The sequence below is a fragment of the Mycobacteroides saopaulense genome (genome assembly GCF_001456355.1).
Taxonomy (GTDB): domain Bacteria; phylum Actinomycetota; class Actinomycetes; order Mycobacteriales; family Mycobacteriaceae; genus Mycobacterium; species Mycobacterium saopaulense.
Genome location: NZ_CP010271.1, coordinates 4,439,065 through 4,465,056, shown reverse-complemented (window position 1 = coordinate 4,465,056; position 25,992 = coordinate 4,439,065). Strand labels below are relative to the sequence as shown.

The following is a 25,992-nucleotide window of genomic DNA, read 5'->3' as shown; positions in this document are numbered from 1 at the left end:
GCACTCGTACAGCTTCGATGTCTCGGTGTGGGAGATCTTCGGTGCGCTGCTGCATGGAGCGGAGCTGCTGGTAGTACCCGAGACCATCGCGGCGTCGCCCGATGAATTCCATGAATTGCTCATGGCGCGGCGCGTCAGTGTGTTGAGCCAAACACCCTCGGCAGCAGGAATGATCGCGCCGGAGGGATTGGAATCAATGGCGTTGGTGGTGGCGGGGGAAGCCTGTCCGCCCGAGCTGGTGGACCGCTGGGCGCGTGGGCGCATGATGATCAACGCCTACGGTCCTACCGAGGCCACGGTATACGCGACGATGAGTACACCGCTGGCCGCAGGGTCGCCGGTGTCGATTGGAGTTCCGTCACCGGGATCGGCGTTGTTCGTCCTGGATGGCTGGCTGCGGCCGGTACAGCCGGGCGTTGTCGGTGAGTTGTATGTGGCCGGCCGTGGTGTGGGTATCGGCTATTGGCGTAGAGGCGGGCTGACGTCCTCGAGGTTTGTGGCGTGCCCGTTCGGTGGTCCCGGCGCGCGCATGTATCGCACGGGTGATCTGGTGCGGTGGGATGCCGATGGGCAACTGCAGTATCTGGGACGGGCCGACGAACAAGTCAAGATCCGTGGGTACCGCGTTGAACTGGGCGAGATCCAGGCGGCGCTGGCCGCACTCGACGGAGTAACTCAAGCCGTCGTGATCGCCCGCGAGGACGGGCCCGGCACACCACGTCTGGTCGGCTACGTCACTGGCACAGTAGATCCCGGCTGGATTCGTACACAGCTGGCCGAGCGGCTTCCCGGCTATATGGTGCCTGCCACGGTGATGGTGATCGACGCGGTGCCGCTTACCGTCAACGGCAAGCTCGACAGACGTGCGCTGCCCGCACCGGACTACGTCGATGCCGGTCATTACCGGGCTCCGGGTAATCCGGTAGAGCAGATCCTGGCCGATGTCTATGCGCGCGTCCTCGGGCGTGAACGTGTCGGAGTCGATGACTCGTTCTTCGATCTAGGTGGGGACTCGCTGTCCGCGATGCGCCTGATCGCCGCGATCAACACCTCCCTGAACACCGGCATTACGGTGCGTTCTCTGTTCGACGCACCGACGGTCGCACAGCTGGCCGACCGTGCCGGTGGGGAAGATGCTCGGCTGGAGCCGTTGGCGGCTGCCGAACGGCCGGACATGGTTCCGCTGTCGTTCGCGCAATCGCGGTTGTGGTTCCTGGACCAATTGCAGGGGCCGTCACCGATCTACAACATGACGGCGGCATTCCGGATCGATGGAGCACTCGATGCCGCGGCGTTGGCCGCGGCATTCGGTGATGTGGTGGCTCGCCACGAGAGCCTGCGCACCGTGTTCGCCGCTCCTGAGGGAATCCCCCACCAAGTGGTGCTCGATCCGGGCAGTGTCGAAATGGGCTGGGATGTCATCGACGCCACCGAATGGACGGTGCGACAACTACAACAGGCGATGGACATCTTCTCGCGTAAGGCATTCGACCTGTCCAGCGAGATACCTTTGAGAGCGGCACTGTTCCGTGTGTCCGAGGTCGAGCACGCGTTGGTGGCGGTGGTGCATCACATCGCCGCTGACGGTTGGTCCATCACCCCGCTGGTGACCGATTTGGGTGTGGCTTACGCCAGCCGGTGCGCGGGGCGTGCTCCGGGCTGGGCCGACCTGAAGGTGCAGTATGCCGACTACGCGCTGTGGCAGCGTGCGCAGTTCGGTGACCTGCGCGACGACGAGAGCAGGATTGCGCGGCAGCTGGCCTTCTGGGAGGAGGCGTTGGCCGACATGCCCGAGCGCATCGCGCTGCCCACCGATCGGCCCTACCCGCTGACGGCAGACCAGCACGGTGCAACGATCGCGGTGGACTGGCCGGTGGAACTGCAGCAACAGGTGGCCCGTTTTGCGGGTGAGTACCACGCGACCAGCTTCATGGTGGTGCAGGCGGCGCTGGCGATTCTGCTGTCCAAGCTCAGTACGAGTTCCGATGTGGCGGTGGGCTTCCCGATTGCGGGTCGACGCGATCCTGGCCTTGACGACCTGGTCGGGTTCTTCGTCAACACCCTGGTGCTACGAATCGATCTGTCCGGGGACCCGACCGTCGCCGAGGTCATGACCCAGGTGCGCGCACGTAGCCTCGCGGCCTTCGACAACCAAGACGTGCCTTTCGAGGTGCTTGTCGAGCGCGTGAACCCGACTCGGTCCCTGGTCCACCACCCGCTGGTTCAGGTGGCGCTGGCATGGCAGAACTTCGCCGGACACGACGTCAATGATGCGGCTGCCGGGGTGCGTCTGGGCGACCTGCGCGTCACCCAGATGCCGGTGAAGACCCAGACGGCCCGAATGGATGTGAACTTCTCACTGGCAGAACGTCGCGCTCAAAACGGCGCGCCGGCGGGAATCGGCGGCACCGTGGAATACCGCACCGACGTGTTCGACGCCGGCACCATCGACATGCTGATCGCTCGGTTGCAACGTGTGTTGACGGCGATGACTGCGGATCCGGAGGTGCGGCTGTCCGCGGTGGATCTGCTCGACGACGGTGAACTAGCCCGCCTGGCCATGCTGGGTAACCACGGGATGTTGCGCCAACCGCCGGCCCGGCGCGTCTCGGTCCCGGCGCTTTTCGCCGAGCAGGTTGCCCGCGTTCCCGATGCGATCGCGGTGACTTGCGGTGAGCGTGTCTGGACTTATAGAGAGCTGGACCACGCCGCGAATCGGTTGGCGTACTTATTGGTAGAGCAGGGATCGGGTCCCGGACAATGCGTCGCACTGTTGTTCAACCGATCCGCCGAGGCAATCGTCGCGATCCTGGCGGTACTCAAGACCGGGGCGGCGTATCTACCGATCGACCCAGCGGTGCCCGAGACGCGATTGAACTTCACACTCGCCGATGCCGGACCGGTTGCCGTCGTCACCACCGCGGAGCTCGGGGACCGACTGGTCGGGTGTGGGGTGGCAGTCGTCGATGTCGGCGACATCGAGGCGCCCTGGACCGAACCGCGTCCGGATACCGTGTTGCCGATGCCAGGCGCGGACGATATCGCCTATCTGATCTACACCTCGGGTACCACAGGAGCCCCCAAAGGCGTTGCACTGAGCCATCACAACGTGACCCAACTGTTGGCATCCCTCGATGCCGGGCTACCACGTCCCGGGGTGTGGTCACAGAGCCATTCCCTGGCCTTCGACGTCTCGGTCTGGGAGATCTTCGGCGCCTTGCTGTGTGGCGGGCGTGTCGTAGTTGTCCCGGAGGAGGTGACGAGTGCTCCCGATGAGTTCCATGCCCTGCTTGCGCGTGAACGCGTCAGCGTGATCACCCAAACACCTTCCGCGGTAAGAGTGTTGCCACAAGAAGGCCTGGAGTCGGCCGCGTTGGTGGTGGTCGGTGAGGCCTGCCCGACTGAGGTGGTCGACCAATGGGCTCCCGGACGGGTGATGATCAACGCCTACGGTCCCACCGAAACGACGATGTGCGTGGCGATCAGTGCGCCTCTCACCGCGGGACAGGGTGTGCCTATCGGTGCGCCGGTCTCCGGGGCGGCGCTGTTCGTGCTCGACGAGTGGTTGCGCCCGGTTCCCGCCGGTGTGATCGGCGAGTTGTATGTCGCCGGTGCTGGTGTCGGTTACGGCTACGTGGGCCGTACCTCTTTGACGTCAGCGCGGTTTGTTGCCTGTCCGTTCGGGAACCCGGGCGACCGGATGTATCGCACCGGGGATCTGGCGTGCTGGGGACCCGACGGACAGCTTCAATATTTGGGCCGCGCCGATGAGCAGGTCAAGATCCGCGGCCATCGCATCGAACTTGCCGAAGTGCAGGGGGCTCTGGCCGGTCTGGACGGAGTCGGGCAGGCGGTGGTGATCGCTCGCGAGGACCGCCCGGGTGACAGGCGTTTGGTCGGGTACGTCACCGGGGCAGCCGATTGCGGTGAGCTGCGTGCCGCCATGTCGGAGCGTCTGCCCGCATACATGGTGCCGGCTGCGGTGGTGCGATTGAACGCGTTGCCGTTGACCGTGAACGGAAAGCTCGACACACGCGCACTTCCTGCCCCGGACTACCGGGACGATGGCCGCTATCGCGCTCCGGCGGATGCCGTGGAAGAGGTCCTGGCCGATATCTATGCCCAGGTTCTGGGCCTGGACCGGGTTGGCGTCGACGATTCGTTCTTCGACCTGGGGGGCGACAGCATTCTGTCCATGCAGGTGGTGGCCAGGGCCAGGGTTGCGGGCCTGGTGTGCCGTCCCCGTGACATCTTCGTTGAGCAGAGTGTTGCTCGGCTGGCCCGGGTCGTCGACGTGGCCGAGGCGCGCAGAGGCCCGGCCGACGAAGGTCTAGGGCCCGTGCAGGCCACACCGATCATGGAGTGGCTCAGGGGTATTGACGGACCTATCGGTGAGTTCAACCAGGCGGTGCTGGTTCAGGCCCCTACGGGTGCCGTCGTGCGCGACGCCATCGTCATGGTGCAGGCCCTGCTGGATCGGCATGTGGTGCTTCGGCTGCGCGCGGAGGATGACGGCGCCGGGGGGTGGTTGTTGACGGTCCCCGAATCGGGTGAGGTCAACGCTGCCGAGTGTCTGCAGACGGTAGACGTTCTCACCGAGGAGACGTTGACGGCGGCTCGGTCTCGGCTGGACCCGGCGCACGGGGCCATGCTGAGCGCGCTGTGGGAGACATCGACGAATCGGCTGGCGCTGATTGTTCACCACCTGGCGATCGATGGGGTCTCCTGGCGAATCCTTTTGGAAGACATCAATTTTGCTTGGGCACAGCATCGCCGCGGTCAGGCCATAGCCCTGCCTGCGGTGGGAACGTCGCTGCAGCGGTGGGCAGCGCTCCTGGCCGAGCACGCGTACCGACCGGAGGTTGTGGGGCAGGCCCAGCGGTGGCGAGAGGTGACTGAGGCCGACGCCGTCCTGCCCTCGGCACGGCCGGACGTGGACACCTACCATTCCGCGGGGCGGCTGTCGGTGTCACTGGACGCGGAAACCACGGCGATGTTGCTCGGCGAGGCCTCGGCGGCATTTCATGCTGGACCACAAGACATTTTGCTGATCGCACTGGGGTTGGCGATGGCCGAGTTCTCGGGCCGCCGTGGAACCCCGATCGGTATCGATGTCGAGGGACATGGCAGACACGAGGATCTTGCCGCCGAGGTCGACCTCTCCCGCACGGTGGGATGGTTCACCACCAAGTATCCGGTGTCGCTGACTCTGGAGGGAATGCCCTGGTCGCAGGTGATCGCCGGTGACGGCGCATTGGGCCCGGTGATCAAGAACGCCAAGGAACAGCTTCGGGCACAACCGGAAGGCTTGACCTACGGCCTGTTGAAGTACCTGAACTCCGAGGTTGATCTCGAGATGGCCGACCCGACAGTGGCGTTCAACTATCTTGGCCGATTGGGTGGCATGGCGGCCGAATCACCCGGGGACCTGTGGCGGATCCCTGGGGATGGTCTGGAGGCCATCGCAACGGCATCGGTGATTGCGATGCCGTTGACCCACACCGTGACGCTCAACACCGGCGCCGTCGAGACCGATTCAGGCCTTCAGCTACAAGCCAACTGGACCTGGGCCGCTTCGGTACTCGATCACGAGCAGGCCGGTCGACTGAGCCAGTTGTGGTTCGACGCGCTGACGGGGATCTGTGCGCATGTGCGACACGGCGGGGGCGGATTGACTCCCTCGGATATTGCGCCCGCGCGCCTGAGCCAGTCACAGATCGACGAGCTGCAGCGGCAGTACCAGATTGCGGATGTGTTGCCGCTTACCGCATTACAGCAAGGCCTTATCTTCCACAGCGGTGCCGATGATGGTGCCGACGAGGACCTGTACGTGGTGCAGCTCGACATCACGATCGATGGCGCGCTCGAGCCGGATCGCCTCCGCGATGCGGTTCAGACGGTGGCCGATCGTCATCCTCATCTCGCGGCCCGATTCTACGGTCATTTCGAGCAACCGGTACAGGTCATTCCCGCCGACCCGGCCGCGGGGTGGCAGTACATCGAACTGGACGGCGGCGAATCAGAGGATCAGATCCAATGGCTGTGTGGTGCCGAACGTGCCGCGGTACGCGATCTGGCCAGTCCGCCGGCGTTCCGGGTCGCATTGATCCGTACCGCGCCGGACCGCTATCGCTTTGTGCTCACCAACCACCACATCGTCCTCGATGGTTGGTCGCTGCCGATTCTGCTGCAGGAGATCTTCGCCAGCTATCGGGGGCAGTGGCTTCCGGCCGCAACGCCGTATCGGAGCTTCGTCACGTGGCTCGCAGAGCGCGATCTTGCGGCCGCACACGCGGCGTGGGGGGAGGTGTTGGCCGGCCTCACCAGCCCTACCCTGCTCGGCCCGCCGCAGAAATCTGAACTGGGACGCAGAGGTACACGTGCGCATCGGATTTCGGCACAGACCACACGAGCGTTGGGCGATTTGGCGCGCGCGCAACGCACCACCGTCAACACCGTCCTACAGGGCGCGTGGGCGCTCCTGCTGACCTCGCTGACCGGCCAGCAGGACGTCGTCTTCGGCGCGGTGGTGTCCGGGCGCCCTGCCGACGTGGTGGGCGCGGAGTCCATGGTCGGTCTGCTGATCAATACGGTCCCCGTGCGTGCGGACATCACGGCGGCGACCACCACGGTGGATCTGCTCGGCCAACTGAAGGATGCCCAGGCCAAGACTCTTGAACATCAACATGTTTCGTTGAGCGATATCCATCGGATGATGGACCAGGATCGGCTCTTCGACACCTTGTTCGTGTTCGAGAACTATCCGGTGGACACCGAGGCGCTGTCGGGTATCGACGGGTTCACCGTCAGCGAGATCATCAGTCACGAATCCACCGATTACCCGCTGACGATGCAAGCCATCCCCGGTGACGAGTTGCGTCTGCGCATCGAGTACGACACCGCGGTATTCGACGCCTGTGGCATCGAGACTTTGGTGAAGCGGATCGAGGCCGTGCTGATGGCGATGACCGCTGATCCCCGGCGGCCGCTATCGACGGTGGAGATGCTCGACGAGACCGAGCGCGACCGTCTGCAGCGGTGGGGGAATCGGGGTGTGTTGACCCGGTTGCCGGCGACACGGTCGATACCCGAACTGTTCGCCGCGCAGGTGGCATGCGCCCCGGAGTCCGTAGCGCTGGTGTGTGGAGAAAGGTCGTTGACGTATCAGGGGTTGGACGAGGAAGCCAACAGGTTGGCGCACCTGCTCGTCGGATGCGGCGTGGGTCCGGGTGCCCGGGTGGCCCTGATGTTCCCCCGCTCGGCAGAGGCTGTCGTCGCGATCCTGGCTGTGCTCAAGACTGGTGCGGCGTATCTGCCGATCGATCCGGCGTTACCGGCGACCCGTGTCGAGTTCATGCTGGCCGATGCCGCACCGATGGCCGCAATCACCACCACCGCATTGGTGGACCGGTTCTGTGGGCATGACCTGACGATCATCGATGCCGCGGACTCCAACATCGCCGCCCAGCCCCGCACGCATTTGGCGCCGCCAGCACCAGATGACTTGGCGCACATCATCTATACCTCGGGAACCACCGGCTTGCCGAAGGGAGTGGCGGTCACCCAGCGCAACGTCACCCAGCTTTTCGACTCGCTACATATCGGGGTGCCGTTGGAACCGGGCCAGGTGTGGACCCAATTCCACTCGTACGCGTTCGACTTCTCGGTGTGGGAGATCTGGGGAGCCCTGTTGCACGGCGGACGACTGGTCGTGGTGCCCGACACCGTTGCCCGCTCACCGCAGGAGTTCCACGATCTGCTGGTGCGCGAACAGGTCTCGGTGTTGACGCAGACCCCGTCGGCGGTCTTGATGCTGCCAGTGGACGGCCTGGAAACGACGGCGCTGGTGATCGGAGCGGAGGCCTGCCCGCCCGACTTGGTGGACCGCTGGGCTCCTGGGCGGATGATGGTCAACGTCTACGGCCCTACCGAGACCACGATGTGGTTGTGTGCCAGCGCGCCCTTGGCGGCCGGATTGGGGGCGCCACCGATCGGCGTGCCGACGGCATGGGCTGCGTTCTTTGTGCTGGACGAATGGTTGCGTCCGGTGCCCGCGGGTGTGGTCGGCGAGTTGTACCTGGCCGGTGCGGGTGTGGGCGTCGGGTACTGGCGTCGCGCGGGTCTGACCGCGTCTCGGTTCGTGGCCTGCCCGTTCGGCGCTCCGGGTACGCGGATGTATCGCACCGGCGACCTGGTGCGCTGGCGTGCGGACGGACAGCTCGACTACCTTGGCCGTGCCGACGAGCAGGTCAAGATACGCGGATATCGTATTGAGCTCGGTGAAATCCAATCAGCGCTGGCCGCTGTGGACGGGGTGGGGAACGCGGCGGTGATCGCCCGCGAGGACCGTCCTGGCGAGAAGCGTCTGGTCGGATACATCACCGGAAGCACCGATCCGATCGCGGCGCGGGCGGCCTTGGCCGAACGGCTGCCGAGCTATATGGTTCCCGCCGCGGTGATGACCTTGGCCGCGTTGCCGATGACGGTCAACGGCAAGCTCGACGTTCGTGCGCTACCGGCCCCGGACTATCAGGATGTCGATCACTACCGTGCACCGGTTGGCGCGGTGGAGGAGATTCTCGTCGGAATCTACGCGCGCGTGCTGGATGTCGCACGGGTGGGCGTCGACGACTCGTTCTTCGATCTGGGCGGTGACTCCGTATCGACCATGCGCCTGGTCGCGGCCGTCAACGCGGCTCTGAATGCCGATCTCTCCGCACGCACCGTGTTCGAGGCACCCACTGTCGCACAGTTGGCTCCGCGTATCGGTGAGGGAACGGGGCGCCTGGATCCGCTGGTGGCGGGAGATCGCCCCACCGTGATCCCGCTGTCCTTCGCCCAGAACAGGTTGTGGTTCGTCGACCAATTGCAAGGACCCTCGCCGGTTTACAACATGCCCGTGGGTTTGCGGCTGCACGGACCGCTCGATGCCGAGTCACTGGGCGCGGCTCTGGGCGACGTGGTCGATCGTCATGAAAGCCTGCGCACGCGCTTCGAGGCCGTCGGCGGGTCCCCACGACAGGTGGTTTCGGTCGGCCCGGTGGACTTCGGTTGGACGGTCATCGATGCCACGGGCTGGCCGGCAAGCCGATTGGATGAGGCAGTGGCCGCCACCGTTTGTCACAGTTTCGATTTGGCGTCCGAGATACCAATGCGCGCAAGACTTTTCCGTGTAGGCGAGGAAGAACATGTGCTGGTGGCCGTGGTGCACCACATCGCGGCGGACGGTTGGTCGCTGACCCCCCTGGTGCGCGACCTGAGCGTCGCGTACGCCAGCCGGTGTACGGGCCGGGTACCGGACTGGGAGCCACTACCGGTGCAGTACGTCGATTACACGCTGTGGCAACGTGCACAGCTGGGCGACCTGGATGACAGCAAAAGCCCGATCGCGGCACAGCTGGCCTACTGGGAGGATGCGCTTGCCGGTCTGCCCGAGCGTGTGACACTGCCCACCGATCGGCCTTACCCGCCGGTTGCCGATCAGTGCGGCTCCACCGTAGAAGTTCAGTGGTCGGCCGAATTGCAACAGCAGGTGCGCACGGTGGCCGGTGAACATGGTGCGACCAGCTTCATGGTGCTGCAGGCCGCGCTAGCCGTGCTCTTGGCCAATCTCAGCGGCACATCCGATGTGGCCGTGGGCTTTCCGATTGCAGGGCGCCGCGACCCCGCATTGGACGATTTGGTCGGCTTCTTCGTCAACAACTTGGTGCTGCGTATCGACCTGGCCGGTGATCCCACGGTGGCTGAGCTGCTGGCTCAGGTTCGCCAGCGCAGTCTGGCCGCCTACGAGCATCAGGACGTGCCCTTCGAGGTCTTGGTGGAACGGCTCAATCCAACGCGTAACCTGACCCACCACCCGCTTGTGCAGGTGGCATTGGCCTGGCAGAACCTACCCGGAAACCCCGGCGGTCCCGTCGACGGTCTGCGTCTGGGTGATCTGCGGGTGACGCCTCTGCCGGTGGACACGCAGACCGCCCGCATGGATCTGACCTTCTCGCTGGGGGAACGCTGGACGGTGGCGGGCGAGCCCGCCGGGATCGGTGGTGCGGTGGAATTCCGGACCGACGTGTTCGACGCACGTACTGTCGAGACGCTCCTCACGCGATGGCGGCGGGTGGTGGCGGCGATGACAGAGGATCCCGCCCAAAGGATCTCGTCCATCGATCTACTCGACGCGGCCGAACATGCCCGCATTGGCGTATGGGGTAACCGGGCATCTCTCATGCGGCCTACGGCCTCCCACGGATCAATTCCCGCATTGTTCGCCGATCAGGTCGCCAGGGTTCCCGATGCGGTCGCGATCAGTTTCGGCGGCCGCCAGACGACGTATCGGGAACTTGACCAGGCAGCGGATCGCCTGGCGCACAACCTTGTGGCACACGGCGTGGGTAGGGGTTCCTGCGTCGCGCTTTTGGCGGAACGCTCGCCGGAGGCCATCGTGGCCATGCTGGCGGTGCTCAAGACCGGGGCGGCGTATCTGCCGATCGACGCCGCGCTACCCGATGCGCGAATCGAATTCATGATCGCCGACGCCGCATCGGCCGTTGCGATCACGACGGCGGGTCTGACCGATCGCATGACCGGGTATGACCTGTTGGTCGTCGAGGTGGGCGATATCGCGGGGATGGTGTCTCCCGCCGTGTCTGCGTTGCCACCGCCGTGTCCGAACGATATCGCCTACGTCATTTACACATCGGGCACCACCGGCGTCCCCAAGGGTGTGGCGATCACACACAGCAACGTGACCCAGTTGATGGGTACCCGGGACACGTTCTTGGCGGGACAGGCGTGGGCGCAGTGGCATTCGTACGCATTCGACGCCTCGGTAGAAGAAATCTGGGGAGCGCTACTGCACGGTGGACGGTTGGTGGTGGTGCCGGAGTCGGTGGCGCGCTCACCGGAGGATCTCACCGCACTGCTCGTCGCGGAAAAGGTCGGCGCATTGAGCCAGACGCCTTCTGCGGTGGCCACGTTGGCGCCGGAGTCCTTGGCATCGGTGTCACTGTTGGTCGCCGGTGAGCCCTGTTCCGCGGAAGTGGCGGACCGTTGGGCGCCCGGACGGCTGATGGTCAATGCGTACGGGCCGACCGAGACCACAATTTGTGCCTCCAGGACAGCGCCTTTGGCGGCAGGATCGGGGCCGCCGTCGATCGGCGCACCGGTCCCGGGCGCGGCGATGTTCGTGCTGGATGGGTTGTTGCGTCCGGTGCCACCCGGTGTTGTCGGGGAACTCTATATTGCAGGCGGTGGCGTGGGCGTCGGGTACGTGGGCCGGACCGGTCTGACAGCTGCGCGCTTCGTGGCCTGTCCGTTTGTCGGCGCAGGAACGGCCGGGCAGCGGATGTACCGCACGGGTGATCTGGTGCGCTGGGACACCGATGGTCAGCTGCGGTACCTGGGCCGCTCCGATGAGCAGGTGAAGATCCGTGGATATCGCATCGAGCTCGGTGAAGTCCAGACGGTGTTGGCCGGGCTGGACGGGGTTGAGCAGGCGGCCGTGATTGCGCGCGAAGACCGGCCCGGCGATAGACGTCTGGTGGGTTACGTGACCGGGACGGCGAATCCGGCCAAGTTGCGCACGCAGCTGGCCGAACAGTTGCCGAGCTATATGGTTCCCGCCGCAGTGGTGGTAGTGGAGGCATTGCCGATCACCGTCAACGGCAAGCTCAACACACGCGTCTTGCCGGCGCCGGAGTACCGCGACATCGATCGCTATCGCGCCCCGGGAACTCTCACGGAGGAGATCCTGGCAGGAATCTACGCGCGAGTGCTGGGCGTGGAACGTGTCGGAGTGGATGACTCCTTCTTCGATCTGGGTGGGGATTCCTTGTCCGCGATGCGGCTGATCGCTGCGATCAATGCCGACCTGAACTCCGCCGTGTCGGTGCGTACCGTGTTTGAGGCACCGACGGTGGCCCAGTTGGCACCTCGCATCGGTGCGGAATCCGACCGGCTCGGTTCGTTGGCCGCCGTCGAGCGCCCCGTACAGGTTCCGCTGTCGTTCGCTCAATCGCGATTGTGGTTCCTCGACCAATTGCAGGGCCCGTCGCCGGTTTACAACATGGCTACGGCCCTGCGCATCAGCGGTGCCCTGGATGTCGATGCGTTGGGTGCGGCACTGGCAGATGTCGTAGCCCGTCACGAAAGTCTGCGCACCCTGTTCCAGGTCACGGATGGGGTGCCGTATCAGTTGGTGGTGCCATTCGAGAGGGCTGGCTTTGGCTGGGAAGTTGTCGACGCCACTGGTTGGACGGCGGGACAGTTGCACGAGGCCATCGGTACGGCAGCGCGGCACGTGTTCGACCTGTCCAGTGAAATACCCTTGTGGGCCAAACTCTTCCGGATAACCGGTGACGAGCACGTGCTGGCGGCAGTGGTGCACCACATCGCGGCCGATGCCTGGTCGATCACCCCGTTGATGACCGACCTTGGCGTGGCCTATTCCAGCCGTTGCGCGGGCCAGGCCCCGGGGTGGACACCGCTGGCGGTGCAGTACATCGACTACACCCTGTGGCAGCGCGCCGAATTCGGAGATCTTGAGGACGGCGACAGCCGCATCGCGAAGCAGGTGGCGTATTGGCAGGAAGCGTTGGCGGGGATGCCCGAACGGGTGGAGTTGCCGACCGACCGGCCCTATCCGCCGACCGCGGACCAGCGCGGCGCCACCGTATCCCTGGAGTGGCCTGCTGCACTTCAGGAGCAGATTGCCCGATTGGCCCGGGAACACAATGCGACCAGCTTCATGGTGCTGCAGGCCGCCCTCGGCGTGCTGTTGGGCAAGCTCGGCGGCAATACGGATGTGGCTGTGGGATTCCCGATCGCGGGGCGCCGCGATCCCGCTCTTGATGAGTTGATCGGCTTCTTTGTCAACACCTTGGTGCTGCGCCTGGATCTGGTCGGCGATCCGACGGTCTCCGAGTTGCTCGCCCAGGTGCGGGGACGCAGCCTGGCGGCTTACGAGAATCAGGATGTGCCGTTCGAGGTTCTGGTGGAGCGCCTCAACCCCACCCGCTCCCTGACGCACCACCCCCTGATCCAAGTCGCGCTGGGTTGGCAGAACGTCCCCGGACAGGACAGCACCTCCGGCTCCGGGCTGGCCCTCGGTGATCTGGAGGTCGCTCCGCTGGCTGCGGACACCCAGACCGCGCGCATGGACCTGAGTTTCTCGCTGGCTGAACGTCATACGCAGGCGGGCGATCCGGCAGGGATCGGCGGCACAGTGGAGTTCCGTACCGACGTATTCGACCGATCCAGCATCGAAGTGCTGATCGACCGGCTTGAGCGGGTGCTAGTGGCGATGACCGCCGATGCGGGCACACGTCTTTCATCGATCGATCTGTCCGATGCCGATGAACACGCGCTCCTCGACGCGGTGGGCAATCGCGCGGCACTACAGCGGACGGCGGACATCCCGGTGTCGGTGCCCGCCCTCTTCGCCGAACAGCTGCTGCGCGCACCCGACGCGGTGGCGATCACATCTGGCGCGCGTTCGGTGACGTACAAGGAACTGGACGATGCGTCGAACAAGCTGGCATACAAGCTGATAAGCGCGGGAGTGGGCCCCGGCGAATGCGTAGCCCTGCTACTGGAGCGATCCGCGGGAGCGATCATCGCGATGCTGGCGGTGCTGAAGACCGGGGCGGCATATCTGGCGATCGACCCGGTGATGCCTTCGGCTCGTATCGATTTCATGTTGTCCGACGCGGCACCGATTGCCGCGGTGACAACCGGTGGCCTCGCCGACCGCTTCGCCGGCCGCGGGTTGGTGATCATCGATATCGATGACGCGGACGGGGCGGATGACTGCATGGCGGGCCGTCAACGGTGCCGGGTGGTCCCGGATCCGGCCCCGGAGAACATCGCCTATCTCATCTACACGTCGGGCACCACGGGTGTGCCCAAGGGTGTGGCCGTCACTCACCACAATCTGGCGCACTTGGCGCGGTCGACTCCCGATCACCTGCCGGTCGATCAGGTGTGGACGCAGTGCCATTCCTACGCCTTCGACTTCTCCGTGTGGGAGATCTGGGCCGCGCTGCTGAGAGGCGCCCGCCTGGTGGTGGTACCCGAGTCGATCGTGACGTCGCCCGAGGACTTTCACGCTCTGCTGGTCGATGAGCGGGTGAACGTGCTCACCCAAACTCCCTCGGCGGCAGGGGCGTTGTCGCCTCATGGTCTGGAGTCGGTGTCATTGCTTCTCGGCGGCGAGGCTTGCCCGGGCGAGGTGGTGGATCGTTGGGCGCCCGGTCGGACGGTCATCAACGCCTACGGGCCAACCGAAATCACGGTGTACGCATCGATGAGTGCGCCGCTGACGCCCGGCTCGGGTGCGGCGCCCATCGGTGCGCCCGTGCCGACCTCCGCGCTATTCGTTCTCGACGAGTGGATGCGGCCGGTACCGGTTGGCGTCGTTGGCGAGCTGTACGTTGCCGGTGAGGGTGTGGCCTGCGGATATTTGGGGCGTCCTGCTCTGACGGCGTCGTGCTTCGTGCCATGTCCTTTCGGGGAGCCCGGTACGCGTATGTACCGCACCGGTGACCTGGTGCGCTGGCGTGCCGACGGACAGCTCGACTATCGCGGGCGGGCCGACGATCAGGTCAAGATCCGGGGCTATCGCATCGAGCTCGGCGAGGTGCAAGCGGCGTTGGCGGTACTGGATGGTGTCGCACAGGCCGTGGTGGTGGCGCGGGAGGACCACCCGGGTATCACGCGCCTGGTCGGGTATGTCACGGAATCGGTGGCCGGGGTGGTGGATCCGGCCGGCGCGCGAAATGTCTTGGCCGAACGTGTGCCCGGATACATGGTCCCGAGTGCCGTTGTTGTCCTGGAAGCATTGCCGTTGACGGTGAACGGCAAGCTGGACAGCCGAGCCTTGCCTGCGCCCGAGTATCAGGACACAGATCGCTACCGTGCTCCAGCCGATGCCATCGAGGAAACGCTGGCCGGCATCTACGCCCAAGTTCTCGGGCTTGACCGGGTCGGAGTCGACGAATCGTTCTTTGACCTTGGCGGGGACAGCATCCTGTCGATGCAGGTGGTTGCCCGGGCACGGGCGTGTGGTGTGACATGTCGGCCACGGGACATCTTCGTGGAACAGAGTGTGGCCCGACTTGCGCGGGTCGTCGGGATGGCCGGTGATGACGCAGGTCCGGCGGACGAGGGCGTCGGACCGGTAGCGGCGACCCCAATCATGCGGTGGCTGTATGAGGTCGAAAACACGGGGGGCCCGATCGAGCAGTTCAACCAGACGGTGGTCATCCAGGCCCCACCGGATGTTACCGAGTCCGATGTGGAGATGGTCTTGAGTGCGCTGCTCGACCGCCACGCGATGTTGCGGCTGCGGTCGCAAGATTGCGCGCTGACTGCTGCCGAGAAGGGCTCGGCAGCAGCCTATTTGACATCGATCGAGACGCTGTCCGATGAGGAGCTGGTGGCGGCACGAGCGCGGCTGAATCCGGCGATCGGTCAGATGGTCAGTGCGCTGTGGGTGACATCGACCAATCATCTGGTGTTGGCCATTCACCATCTGTCGGTGGACGCGGTGTCGTGGCGGATCCTGCTGGAGGATCTCAACATCGCCTGGGCGCAGCATCGCCAAGGGAAACCGGTGGAATTGCCGACGACCGGAACATCATTCGCCCGCTGGGCGGCGCTGCTCGGTAACCACGCTCATACCGCAACCGTCGTGAGTGAGGCCGATCGCTGGCGGCGGGTGGTGGCGACCCCGCCCACGTTGCCAGCGGCACGGCCGGAGCTGGACACATATGCCAGCGCCGGCCACCTCACGATGTCACTGGATGTCGAGACGACCCGTGCGCTGCTGGGTGAAGTCCCGGCCGCCTTCCACGCCGGGGTCCAGGATGTTCTGTTGATCGCCTACGCGTTGGCGTTGACCGAGCTCCTGGGCGTCACATTGCCGGTCGGTATCGACGTCGAGGGTCACGGTCGCATCGAGGATTTGGAAGGGTTGCCCGCGGGTATCGACCTGTCGCGTACGGTGGGCTGGTTCACGACGAAATACCCGGTGTCGCTTAAAGTCTCGGATCATGCGGGACCAGCCGGCAACAGATTGTCCTGGGATCAGGTGGTGGCCGGTGATCCGGCACTCGGCCGGATCGTCAAGGACGCCAAGGAACAACTGCGCGCGCTGCCCGAGGGCATCACCTACGGACTGCTCCGGTATCTCAACGCCGATATCGACCTGTGCGGCGCCGACCCGACCATTGGATTCAACTACCTTGGCAGGCTGGGGGCCATCGGCGCCGCTCAAGCGGAGGCCTTCGCGGAACTGTGGCAGGTCAGCCACGACGGGGCCGCTGTGGCGGCAGCCGCCGCGGCCATACCCATGCCGCTGGGCCACACCGTCGAACTCAACGCGAGCACTGCCGAAACAGCCGAGGGGCCAAGCCTTCACGCCGCGTGGACCTGGGCGCCGTCTGTGCTGGACGAAGTGCAGGTCGGCAGACTCGGCCAGCTGTGGTTCGACGCCCTCACCGGGATCTGCGCGCATGTGCGCGGCGGCGGCGGCGGACTGACCCCGTCCGACATCCTTCCGGCCCGGCTCGCGCAGCGGGATATCGACGAGCTCAGCCGGGATCACCTGATCGGCGATGTGTTGCCGCTGACGCCGTTACAACGCGGGCTGTTGTTCCAGACCAATGCAAGTCGTGGAAACGGTGACGACGTGTACGCCATGCAATTGGAGGTCACGGTCACCGGCCCGCTGGACGTTCATCGGTTGCGTGAGGCCGTGGTCACCGTGGTCGACCGCCATCCCAACCTTGCGGCACGGTTCGACAAACGATTTGACGAGCCGGTGCAAATCATCCCTGCCAGCCCCGAAGTGCCCTGGCAGTTCCTCGAAACATTCTCGGAAGCAGACGATGTCGATCCGAGACTGCGCGAGCTGTGCGCCACTGAGCGCGCTTTGGTCTGCGATCTGGCGCGGGAACCTGCGTTCCGTGCTGCGTTGATCCGCACCGCCGAGAATGAACATCGGTTCGTCATGACCTATCACCACATCGTGCTCGACGGCTGGTCGCTGCCGATTCTGTTGCAGGAGATATTCGGCAGCTACTACGGACATCGACTTCCTGCCGCGGGGTCTTACCGCAGGTTCGTGACATGGCTGGCCGATCGCGATATCGATGGCGCACGCAAGGTTTGGCGCGAAGTCCTGGCGGGATTCGGCACCCCGGCGCTGGTTGCCCCCAAGGGGCGGCCTCCGGGACGACGAACTACCGAAACATTCCAGGTGTCCGCCGAAACCTTCAGCGCTGTTCATGAACTGGCACGCGCGCAGCACACCACCGTCAATACCGTGTTGCAGGCTGCATGGGCTCAGGTACTGATGTGGTTGACGGGACGACACGACGTCGCTTTCGGTATCGCTGTCTCCGGTAGATCGGCGGAGGTTGCGGGCGCGGATTCGATGGTCGGTCTGTTGATCAACACCGTGCCGGTGCGAGTCGCCGTGACCCCGGAGAGCACCATCGCCGACCTGCTCGAGAACCTGCAGCGCCAGCACAGCGACACTCTTGAGCATCAGCATTTGGCACTCAGCGAGATTCAGCATGCGGCCGGTCACGACCAGCTGTTCGACACCTTGTTCGTCTATCAGAACTATCCGGTGGAAGCAGTGGCGTCCTCGATGGCCGATGGACTTGCCATCACCGAGGTCAACGGTCGCGAGTACAACCACTATCCGCTGACGCTGCAAGCCATGCCCGGGAGTGAGCTGGTTCTGCGCGTCGAATTCGACACCGGCCTGTTCGGTGCGGATCGAGTGAGAAAGGTCGTCGAGAGGTTCCGGCGGGTGCTGGAGGCCATGACGGGGGAGGTGCGGTCACAGTGAAAGCCGACGCAACCAGGCGCTTGTTGTCTATGGATCTGGGTGATGTCGACGAACGCGCAGAATGGGATGAGTGGGGTAACCGGGCGGCTTTGAGCAGGCCCGCGACCTCGGTGTCGATTCCGGAGCTGTTCGCCGAGCAGGTGTCACGTCATCCGGGAGCGGTGGCGGCAAGTGCAGGCAGTAGCCATATCTCGTATCGCGGTCTGGATGAGGCATCGAATCGTCTGGCGCACTTGCTGGTTACGCACGGTGTGGGGCCTGGACAACGGGTGGCAATACTGTTGTCCCGATCGATCGAGGCTGTCGTCACGATCATGGCAGTGCTGAAGACCGGTGCGGCGTACGTGCCGATCGATCCCTCGGTGCCCGATGCACGGCTGGAATTCGTTCTTACCGACGCCACTCCGGCCGTTGCCGTGACCACCCCCGATCACGCCAGTCGGCTGACCGGTCATGGGTTGGCGGTCGTGAATGTCGACGATGTCTCGGTAGACAGCGGGGCCGCCGACTGCCTGCCGCTTCCGACGGCGCCGCGAGGCGATGACATTGCGTACCTGATCTACACCTCGGGCACCACCGGTGTGCCGAAAGGTGTTGCCATTGCGCATCACAACGTCACACGTTTGTTGTCGGCTATTGACTCGGCACTGGTGTGCACGCCGGGGCAAGTGTGGTCACACAGTCATTCGTTGGCGTTCGATTTTTCGGTGTGGGAGATATTCGGCGCACTGTTGCATGGCGGGCGACTGGTGGTGGTTTCGGATGTGGTGGTTCGCTCACCCGATCGGTTCCATGCACTACTCGTCGACGAGCAGGTCGGGGTGCTGAGCCAGACGCCGTCGGCCTTTCATGCGTTGCAAGCCGTGGATGCGACCCAATCGCGTGGCCGCCAGCTCGGGCTTGAGGCAGTGGTGTTCGGTGGGGAGGCACTGGATCCGGCGCTATTGGAGAGTTGGCTTTCCGATCATCCGCAATCGCCGCGGTTGATCAACATGTACGGAATCACCGAGACGACAGTGCACGCCTCGCTCCGTGAGATCGTCGCGGCCGATGTCGGCGGTGGAGGTAGCCCGATCGGGTCGCCGTTAGAACACCTGGCGTTTTCGGTGCTGGACGAGTGGTTGCAGCCGGTGTCGGTCGATGTGACGGGCGAGTTATATGTCGCCGGAGCAGGTTTGGGCTATGGCTATATGGGGCGAGCGCCTCTGAGTGCCACGCGATTTGTGGCCTGCCCGTTCGGGGAACCGGGTACCCGGATGTATCGCACCGGCGACTTGGTCAGTTGGGGGCCAGACGGCCAGCTGAGGTACCTTGGGCGCGCCGACGAGCAGGTCAAGATTCGTGGTCATCGCATCGAGCTTGGCGAGATCCAGTCGGTGCTACAGGGTTTGGACGGTGTCACGCAGGCGGCGGTTATCGCCCGTGAAGACCGTCCCGGTGATAGGCGGCTGGTCGGCTACGTCACGGGCACCGCTGATCCCGCGCGATTGCGAGCTGCGTTGGCGGACAGGCTGCCGTCTTACATGGTGCCTGTCGCGGTGGTGCTGTTGCCCAACTTTCCGCTGACCGTCAACGGCAAGCTCGACAAGAAGGCACTACCGACTCCGGAGTATCAATCCGTCGATCGTTACCGTGCACCGGCCAATCCCACCGAGGAAATCCTGGCCGGAATCTACGCCCAAGTTCTGGGTCTGGATCGCGTCGGTGTCGACGACTCGTTCTTCGACCTGGGAGGCGACTCCCTGCTGGCCATGCGTCTGGTCGCGGCGCTGAACCGATCAATGGATGCGGGTTTGGAAGAACGCGCCGTGTTCGACGCACCCACGGTTGCCCAGTTGATGCGCCGACTCGGTGGAGACGAGGCTCGGCTGGAGCCGCTGATCGCCCGCGGGCGGCCCGACGTGATGCCGCTGTCGTTTGCGCAAAGCCGGCTGTGGTTCATCGATCAGTTGCACGGCCCCTCACCGGTTTACAACCTGGCGGTGGCCTTGCGACTCGAAGGGCGCCTCGATGTCGACGCGCTGAGGGCGGCGTTTGTAGACGTGCTGGATCGCCACGAGAGTCTGCGCACGTTATTCCCAGCGATCGACGGGGTGCCGCAGCAGCTGATCGTTCCCACCGGGCAGGCCGAATTCGGGTGGGACGTTGTCGACGTCTCCGGATCGCCGGAAGGCCGGTTGGAGGAATCGATCGCCGAAGCAGCTCAGCGCAGCTTCGACCTTTCGACCGAGATACCGCTGAATGCAAAGCTATTACGTATCGCGGAGGACGATCATGTGTTGGTAGCGGTGGTGCACCATATCGCTGCCGATGGCTGGTCGATCGGCCCGTTGGTGTCCGATCTGGGGGTGGCCTACGCGAGTCGATGCGCGGGACAAGTCCCTGACCGGAAGCCGCTGGCTGTCCAGTACGCGGATTACACGCTATGGCAGCGCGCACAGCTAGGCGACCTGGATGACAGCGACAGCCGCATATCTCGGCAGCTGGCATTCTGGGAAGACGTGTTGGCCGGGATGCCGGAGAGGTTGGCGTTGCCGACCGACCGTCCCTATCCGTTGGTGGCCGATCAAAGAGGCACACGGGTGAATGTGGAGTGGCCGGCGGAGCTGCAGCAGCAGGTCAATCGGCTGGCGCGGGAGCACAATGCGACCAGCTTCATGGTCGTCCAGGCAGCCCTGGCAGTGTTGTTCTCCAAGCTCAGTGCGAGTTCTGATGTGGCGGTGGGATTCCCGATCGCAGGGCGTCGAGATCCGGCGTTGGATGAACTGATCGGCTTCTTCGTCAATACCCTGGTGCTGCGGGTCGATCTTGCCGGCGACCCCACCGTCGCCCAGGTACTGGCTCAGGTACGAGCCCGAAGCCTGGGGGCTTTTGAGAACCAGGACGTGCCGTTCGAAGTGATCGTCGAGCGACTCAACCCGGCGCGGTCGCTGACCCATCATCCTCTCGTGCAGGTGATGCTGGCTTGGCAGAATATGCCCGGGCAGGTCGGCGATACCGACGGTGGATTGGCTTTGGCGGATCTTCGTCTGACTCAGCTCCCGCTGGACACGCACTCGGCACGTATGGACCTCTCGTTCTCATTGGCGGAATCATGGACCGAAGCCGTTGAGGCCAAAGGTATTTCGGGGACGGTCGAGTACCGCACCGATGTGTTCGACCGCAGCAGTGTCGAGACCCTGGTCGATCGATTACAACGTGTACTCGAGACCATGGCCACGGACCCGGCCCGGACGTTGTCGGCGATCGAGGTCTTGGACGCCGCAGAGCTCGCGCAGCTGGATGAGTGGAGTAACCGGGCGGCGTTGGCGAAACCCATAGCTTCGGTGTCGATTCCGGCTTTGTTCGCGCAACAGGTGTCTCGTGTGCCCGGAGCGGTCGCAGTCTGTTTCGAGGGCGCCCATCTCTCGTATCTGGAGTTGGATGAGGCGTCGAATCGGCTGGCACACTTGCTTATCGGGTGCGGAGCGGGTCCGGGGGAGCGGGTGGCGTTGCTTTTCTCCCGGTCGATCGAGGCTGTCGTGGCCATCATGGGTGTGCTGAAGACCGGTGCGGCGTATGTGCCGATCGATCCCTCGGTGCCCGATGCGCGGCTGGAGTTCGTGCTGTCCGACGCCGAGCCGGTTGTCGCGGTGACCACCGCCGAGCTGGCGGGACGATTGGACAAGTGTGGGGTGGCTGTTGTCGATGTCCATGATCCGGAGGTGACCGTCCAACCGGCGAGTGCCCCGATGGCCGAACTGCGCGCCGATGACGTCGCGTATGTAATTTACACCTCCGGTACTACCGGTGTGCCGAAAGGTGTTGCTGTTCCGCATGGGAACGTCACCCGACTCCTGCACGCGGTAGACGGCGATCTGGAGTTGTCGGCAGGGCAGGTGTGGGCGCAAAGCCATTCGTTGGCGTTCGATTTCTCGGTGTGGGAGATCTTCGGCGCGCTGCTGCATGGTGGGCGGCTGGTGATTGTGTCCGAGTCGGTGGTGCGGTCGCCGGAAGAATTTCATGAACTACTGATCGATGAGCAGGTCAGTGTGCTGAGTCAGACGCCGTCGGCGTTCTATGCGCTGCAGACCGTGGACGCGCTGGCTGTTGAGCCGCTCGGACAGCTGGGTCTGGAGGTGGTGGTGTTCGGCGGCGAGGCGTTGGAGCCCCAGCGCTTGAAGCCGTGGCTGGAGCGGCATCCGCTGATGCCGCGCTTGATCAATATGTATGGGATCACCGAGACGACGGTGCATGCCTCGTTCCGTGAGGTCGTTGCCGCCGACCTGGAGGGTACCGTCAGCCCGATTGGGGTACCACTGGCTCACCTGGGCTTCTTCGTGCTCGATGGGTGGTTGCGTCCGGTCCCAGCCGGTGTGGTCGGCGAGTTGTATGTGGCCGGTGCGGGTTTGGGTTATGGCTATGTGGGCCGGACCGGTCTGACCGCCTCCCGATTCGTGGCCTGTGTGTTCGGGGAACCGGGCACCCGGATGTACCGCACCGGTGACATGGCGTGCTGGGGTGCCAACGGACAACTGCAGTATGCCGGTCGTGCCGATGAGCAGGTCAAGATCCGGGGCCATCGCATCGAGCTCGGTGAGATCCAGTCGGCGTTGATGGCTCTGGACGGGGTCGAGCAGGCGGCGGTGATCGCCCGAGAGGATCGACCCGGCGACAAGCGATTGGTCGGGTACATCACCGGTGGCGCCGATCCGAACAAGATCCGTACACAATTGGCCGAGCGTCTTCCGAGCTACATGGTGCCTGCCGCAGTGGTTTCGCTGACGGTGTTGCCGCTGACGGTCAACGGAAAACTCGACAAGAAGGCCCTACCCGCACCGGAATACGCCGATATCGATCATTACCGCGCTCCGGGGACACTCATTGAGGAGATCCTGGCAGGCATCTATGCGCAGGTGTTGGGCCTAGAACGTGTTGGTGTCGACGACTCGTTCTTCGACCTGGGCGGCGACAGCATCTCGGCCATCCAGGTTGTCTGGCGCGCCCACGGCGCGGGTCTGGTCGGGCGCCCCCGCGACATTTTCGTGCAGCAGACGGTGGCCCGGTTGGCGCGGGTGGTCAGGATGGCCGATAGCACCGACGCTGTGGCTGATGAGGGTGTTGGTTCGGTGGTTGCGACGCCGATTATGCGGTGGCTCAGGGGGATTGAGGGGCCGATTGGTGAGTTCAATCAGACGGTGGTGTTGCAGGCTCCTGGTGGGGTGACTGAGGCTGCGGTGGTCATCTTGTTGCAGGCGTTGCTTGATCGGCATGCGATGTTGCGGTTGCGTGCTGAGGATGACGGTGTTGGTGGCTGGTTGTTGACGGTTCCTGAGCCGGGGTCGGTGGATGCCGCTGGGTGTGTGCAGACGGTGGATGTGCTGGGTGATGAGGCTGTGGTGGCGGCGCGGTCGCGGTTGGATCCGGCGGCCGGGGTGATGCTCAGTGCGCTGTGGGTGGCATCGACGAGTCAGCTGGTGCTGATTGTGCACCACCTGGCCGTCGACGGCGTCTCCTGGCGAATCCTCCTGGAAGACTTGACCATCGCCTCGACGCAGCTGCGCGGTGGGCAGCAGGTGCTGCTACCGCCACCGGGCACATCGTTTCGGCGGTGGGCCGATCGGTTGGCCGAATATGCTCTTCTTCCGGACGTGACCAGTCAGGCTGAGGCCTGGCGGCAGGTGGGTGCGATCCCGTCGGCTTTGGCGGCGCCCAAGCCTGACGAGGATACGTTCGCCACGGCGGGGTACTTGACGGAGTTTCTGGATGCCGAGACCACGCACATGCTGCTCGGTGAGGTGCCCGCGGCGTTCCACGCAGGCGTACACGAGATTCTTTTGATTGCCTTTGCTTTGGCGTGGGCACAACACCTGGGAACTGGCGCGGCCCCGATTGCGATTGATGTGGAAGGCCATGGTCGTCAGGAGGAGTTGGCGCAGCTGGGTGGGGCCGGCGATGGCGGTGTGGATTTGTCGCGCACGGTGGGGTGGTTCACCACGAAGTATCCGGTGTCGTTGGCTGTGGGTGGGTTGCGTTGGACGCAGGTGGTGGCCGGGGATGCGGCCTTGGGTGCGGTGATCAAGGATGCCAAGGAGCAGCTGCGGGCTCTGCCTGATGGCCTGACCTATGGGTTGTTGCGTTATCTGAATCCCGAGGTGGATCTTCCCGAAACCGACCCCGCCATCGGATTCAACTACCTCGGACGACTCGGCGCTCCGGCGGCCTACGCGTCCGGAGATGTATGGCGTTTCAGTCAAGAAGGAGTGTCGCTGAGCAGCGCGGCCGGTGCGATGCCCATCGCCTTGCCGCACACCGTCGAGCTCAACGCGGTCACCATCGATACCGACACCGGCCCACACTTGAATGCCACCTGGACATGGGCGCCGACGGCGCTAGATCGCATGGCGGTCACTCGGATCAATCGATTGTGGTTCGATGCCCTGGCCGGAATCTGCGCCCATGTGCGAAGGGGCGGAGGGGGATTGACTCCCTCGGATATCCTTCCTGCCAGGCTCGGCCAGCAGCAGATCGACGGGTTGCAGCGCCAATTCCCGATCGCTGATGTGCTGCCGCTGACCCCCTTGCAGCAGGGACTGCTGTTTCATGCGGGCCTCGCGAATTGCTCCGGGGACGATGTGTACGCGGTGCAGTTCGATATCGCGTTGAGCGGCCCGCTCGATCCGGCCAAACTCGGCGATGCCGTGCAGGCGGTGGTTGCCCGGCACCCGCACCTGGCGGCCCGCTTCTGCGACCAGTTCGAACAACCGTTGCAGATCATCCCGGCTGATCCCGCCGCGCCCTGGCGATACGTCGAGCTGACCGACGATGGACCAGGTTTCGGCGTAGACGAGCAGATCGAGCAGATCTGTGTCGCCGAGCGCGCCGCCGTCTGCGATCTCGCGGAGCAGCCGGCATTCCGGGCCGTGCTCATCCGCGTCGGAGAAGACCGATACCGGTTTGTGCTCACGAACCATCACATCGTGCTCGACGGCTGGTCGATGCCGATTCTGATGCAGGAGATTTTTGCCGGGTATCACGGTATGCGGCTGCCTGCGGCGGCGTCGTATCGAAGCTTTGTCACCTGGCTGGCCGAACGCGACCACAGCACCGCCCACGCGGCATGGCGTGAGGCGCTCGCAGGTTTCGATACCCCAGTGCTCGTTGGCCCACCCCAGAAATTGCAGTTTGGCAGGCGCAGTGTCGACTCCTTCCGGGTGCCATCGAAAACTACTCGGGCCCTTACGAAATTGGCGCGCTCGCATCAGACCACGGTCAGCATCGTGCTGCAGGGGGCCTGGGCGCTGCTGCTGAGCTCACTGACCGGCCAGTCCGATATCGCATTCGGTACCACGGTCTCGGGGCGACCGGCCGAGGTGCTCGGCGCGGAATCGATGGTGGGCCTGCTGATCAACACCATCCCGGTGCGCGCGACTCTCACACCGACCACCACCACCGCGGACCTGTTGCGGCAGTTGCAAAATACGCACAACGACACCCTCGAGCATCAACACCTGGCGCTCAGCGACATCCACCGCATCACCGGCCAGGACAGGCTGTTCGACACGGTCTTCGTGTACGAGAACTACCCGACCGACACCGGGACGGCCTCGGATATCAACGGGTTGGCGATTACCGGGTTCAGCAGTCGCGATTACTACCACTATCCCATCGCAGTGCAGGCCGGGCCGGGTCGCGAGTTGGAGCTTCGCGTCCAGTACGACACGGATGTCTTCGATGCCGAGAGCATCGAAGAGCTGATCGGGCGGTTCACACAGGTTCTGGTGGCGATGACCGCGCACCCGAGTCGCCGGCTGTCGGCTCTGGGTCTGTTGAACACAACCTGGGGAGAACGGTGGCGTGGCTGGACTGAGCGAGCTGTGGCGCCGTCTGTCGAAGCTAGGGAGACCAGCGGGACATACTGCCCTCCGTCCACCTTGAACGAACAGATCCTGTCCAGCATCTTCGCCCACGTGTTGGGGGTGGACCGTGTTGGGGTCGACGATTCGTTCTTCGACTTGGGCGGCGACTCGCTTGGGTCGATGCGTGTGGTCGCAGCGATCAACACCGCCCTGGATGCCAATCTGACGATGCTCGCGCTGTTCGATGCCCCGTCGGTCAGAAGCCTGGCCCAGCAGTTGGAAAACACCCACGCACGGTGA

Annotated in this window: 2 protein-coding genes (1 of these 2 only partly in view); both read left to right on the top strand. The window is 64.5% G+C overall.

The window, feature by feature from the left end:
• A protein-coding gene (locus MYCSP_RS22115) for a non-ribosomal peptide synthetase (RefSeq protein WP_088415169.1) crosses the window boundary here: on the top strand, positions 1 to 17,854 show its 3' portion. It extends 6,470 nt beyond the left edge of the window; only the last 17,854 of its 24,324 coding nucleotides appear in the window; its start codon lies off the left edge, out of view; it ends in the stop codon at positions 17,852 to 17,854.
• Positions 17,851 to 25,992 (top strand): non-ribosomal peptide synthetase, encoded by an 8,142-nt coding sequence (locus tag MYCSP_RS22110; RefSeq protein WP_088415167.1) that lies wholly within the window; start codon positions 17,851 to 17,853, stop codon positions 25,990 to 25,992. Before MYCSP_RS22115 ends, MYCSP_RS22110 begins: the two co-directional genes overlap by 4 nt.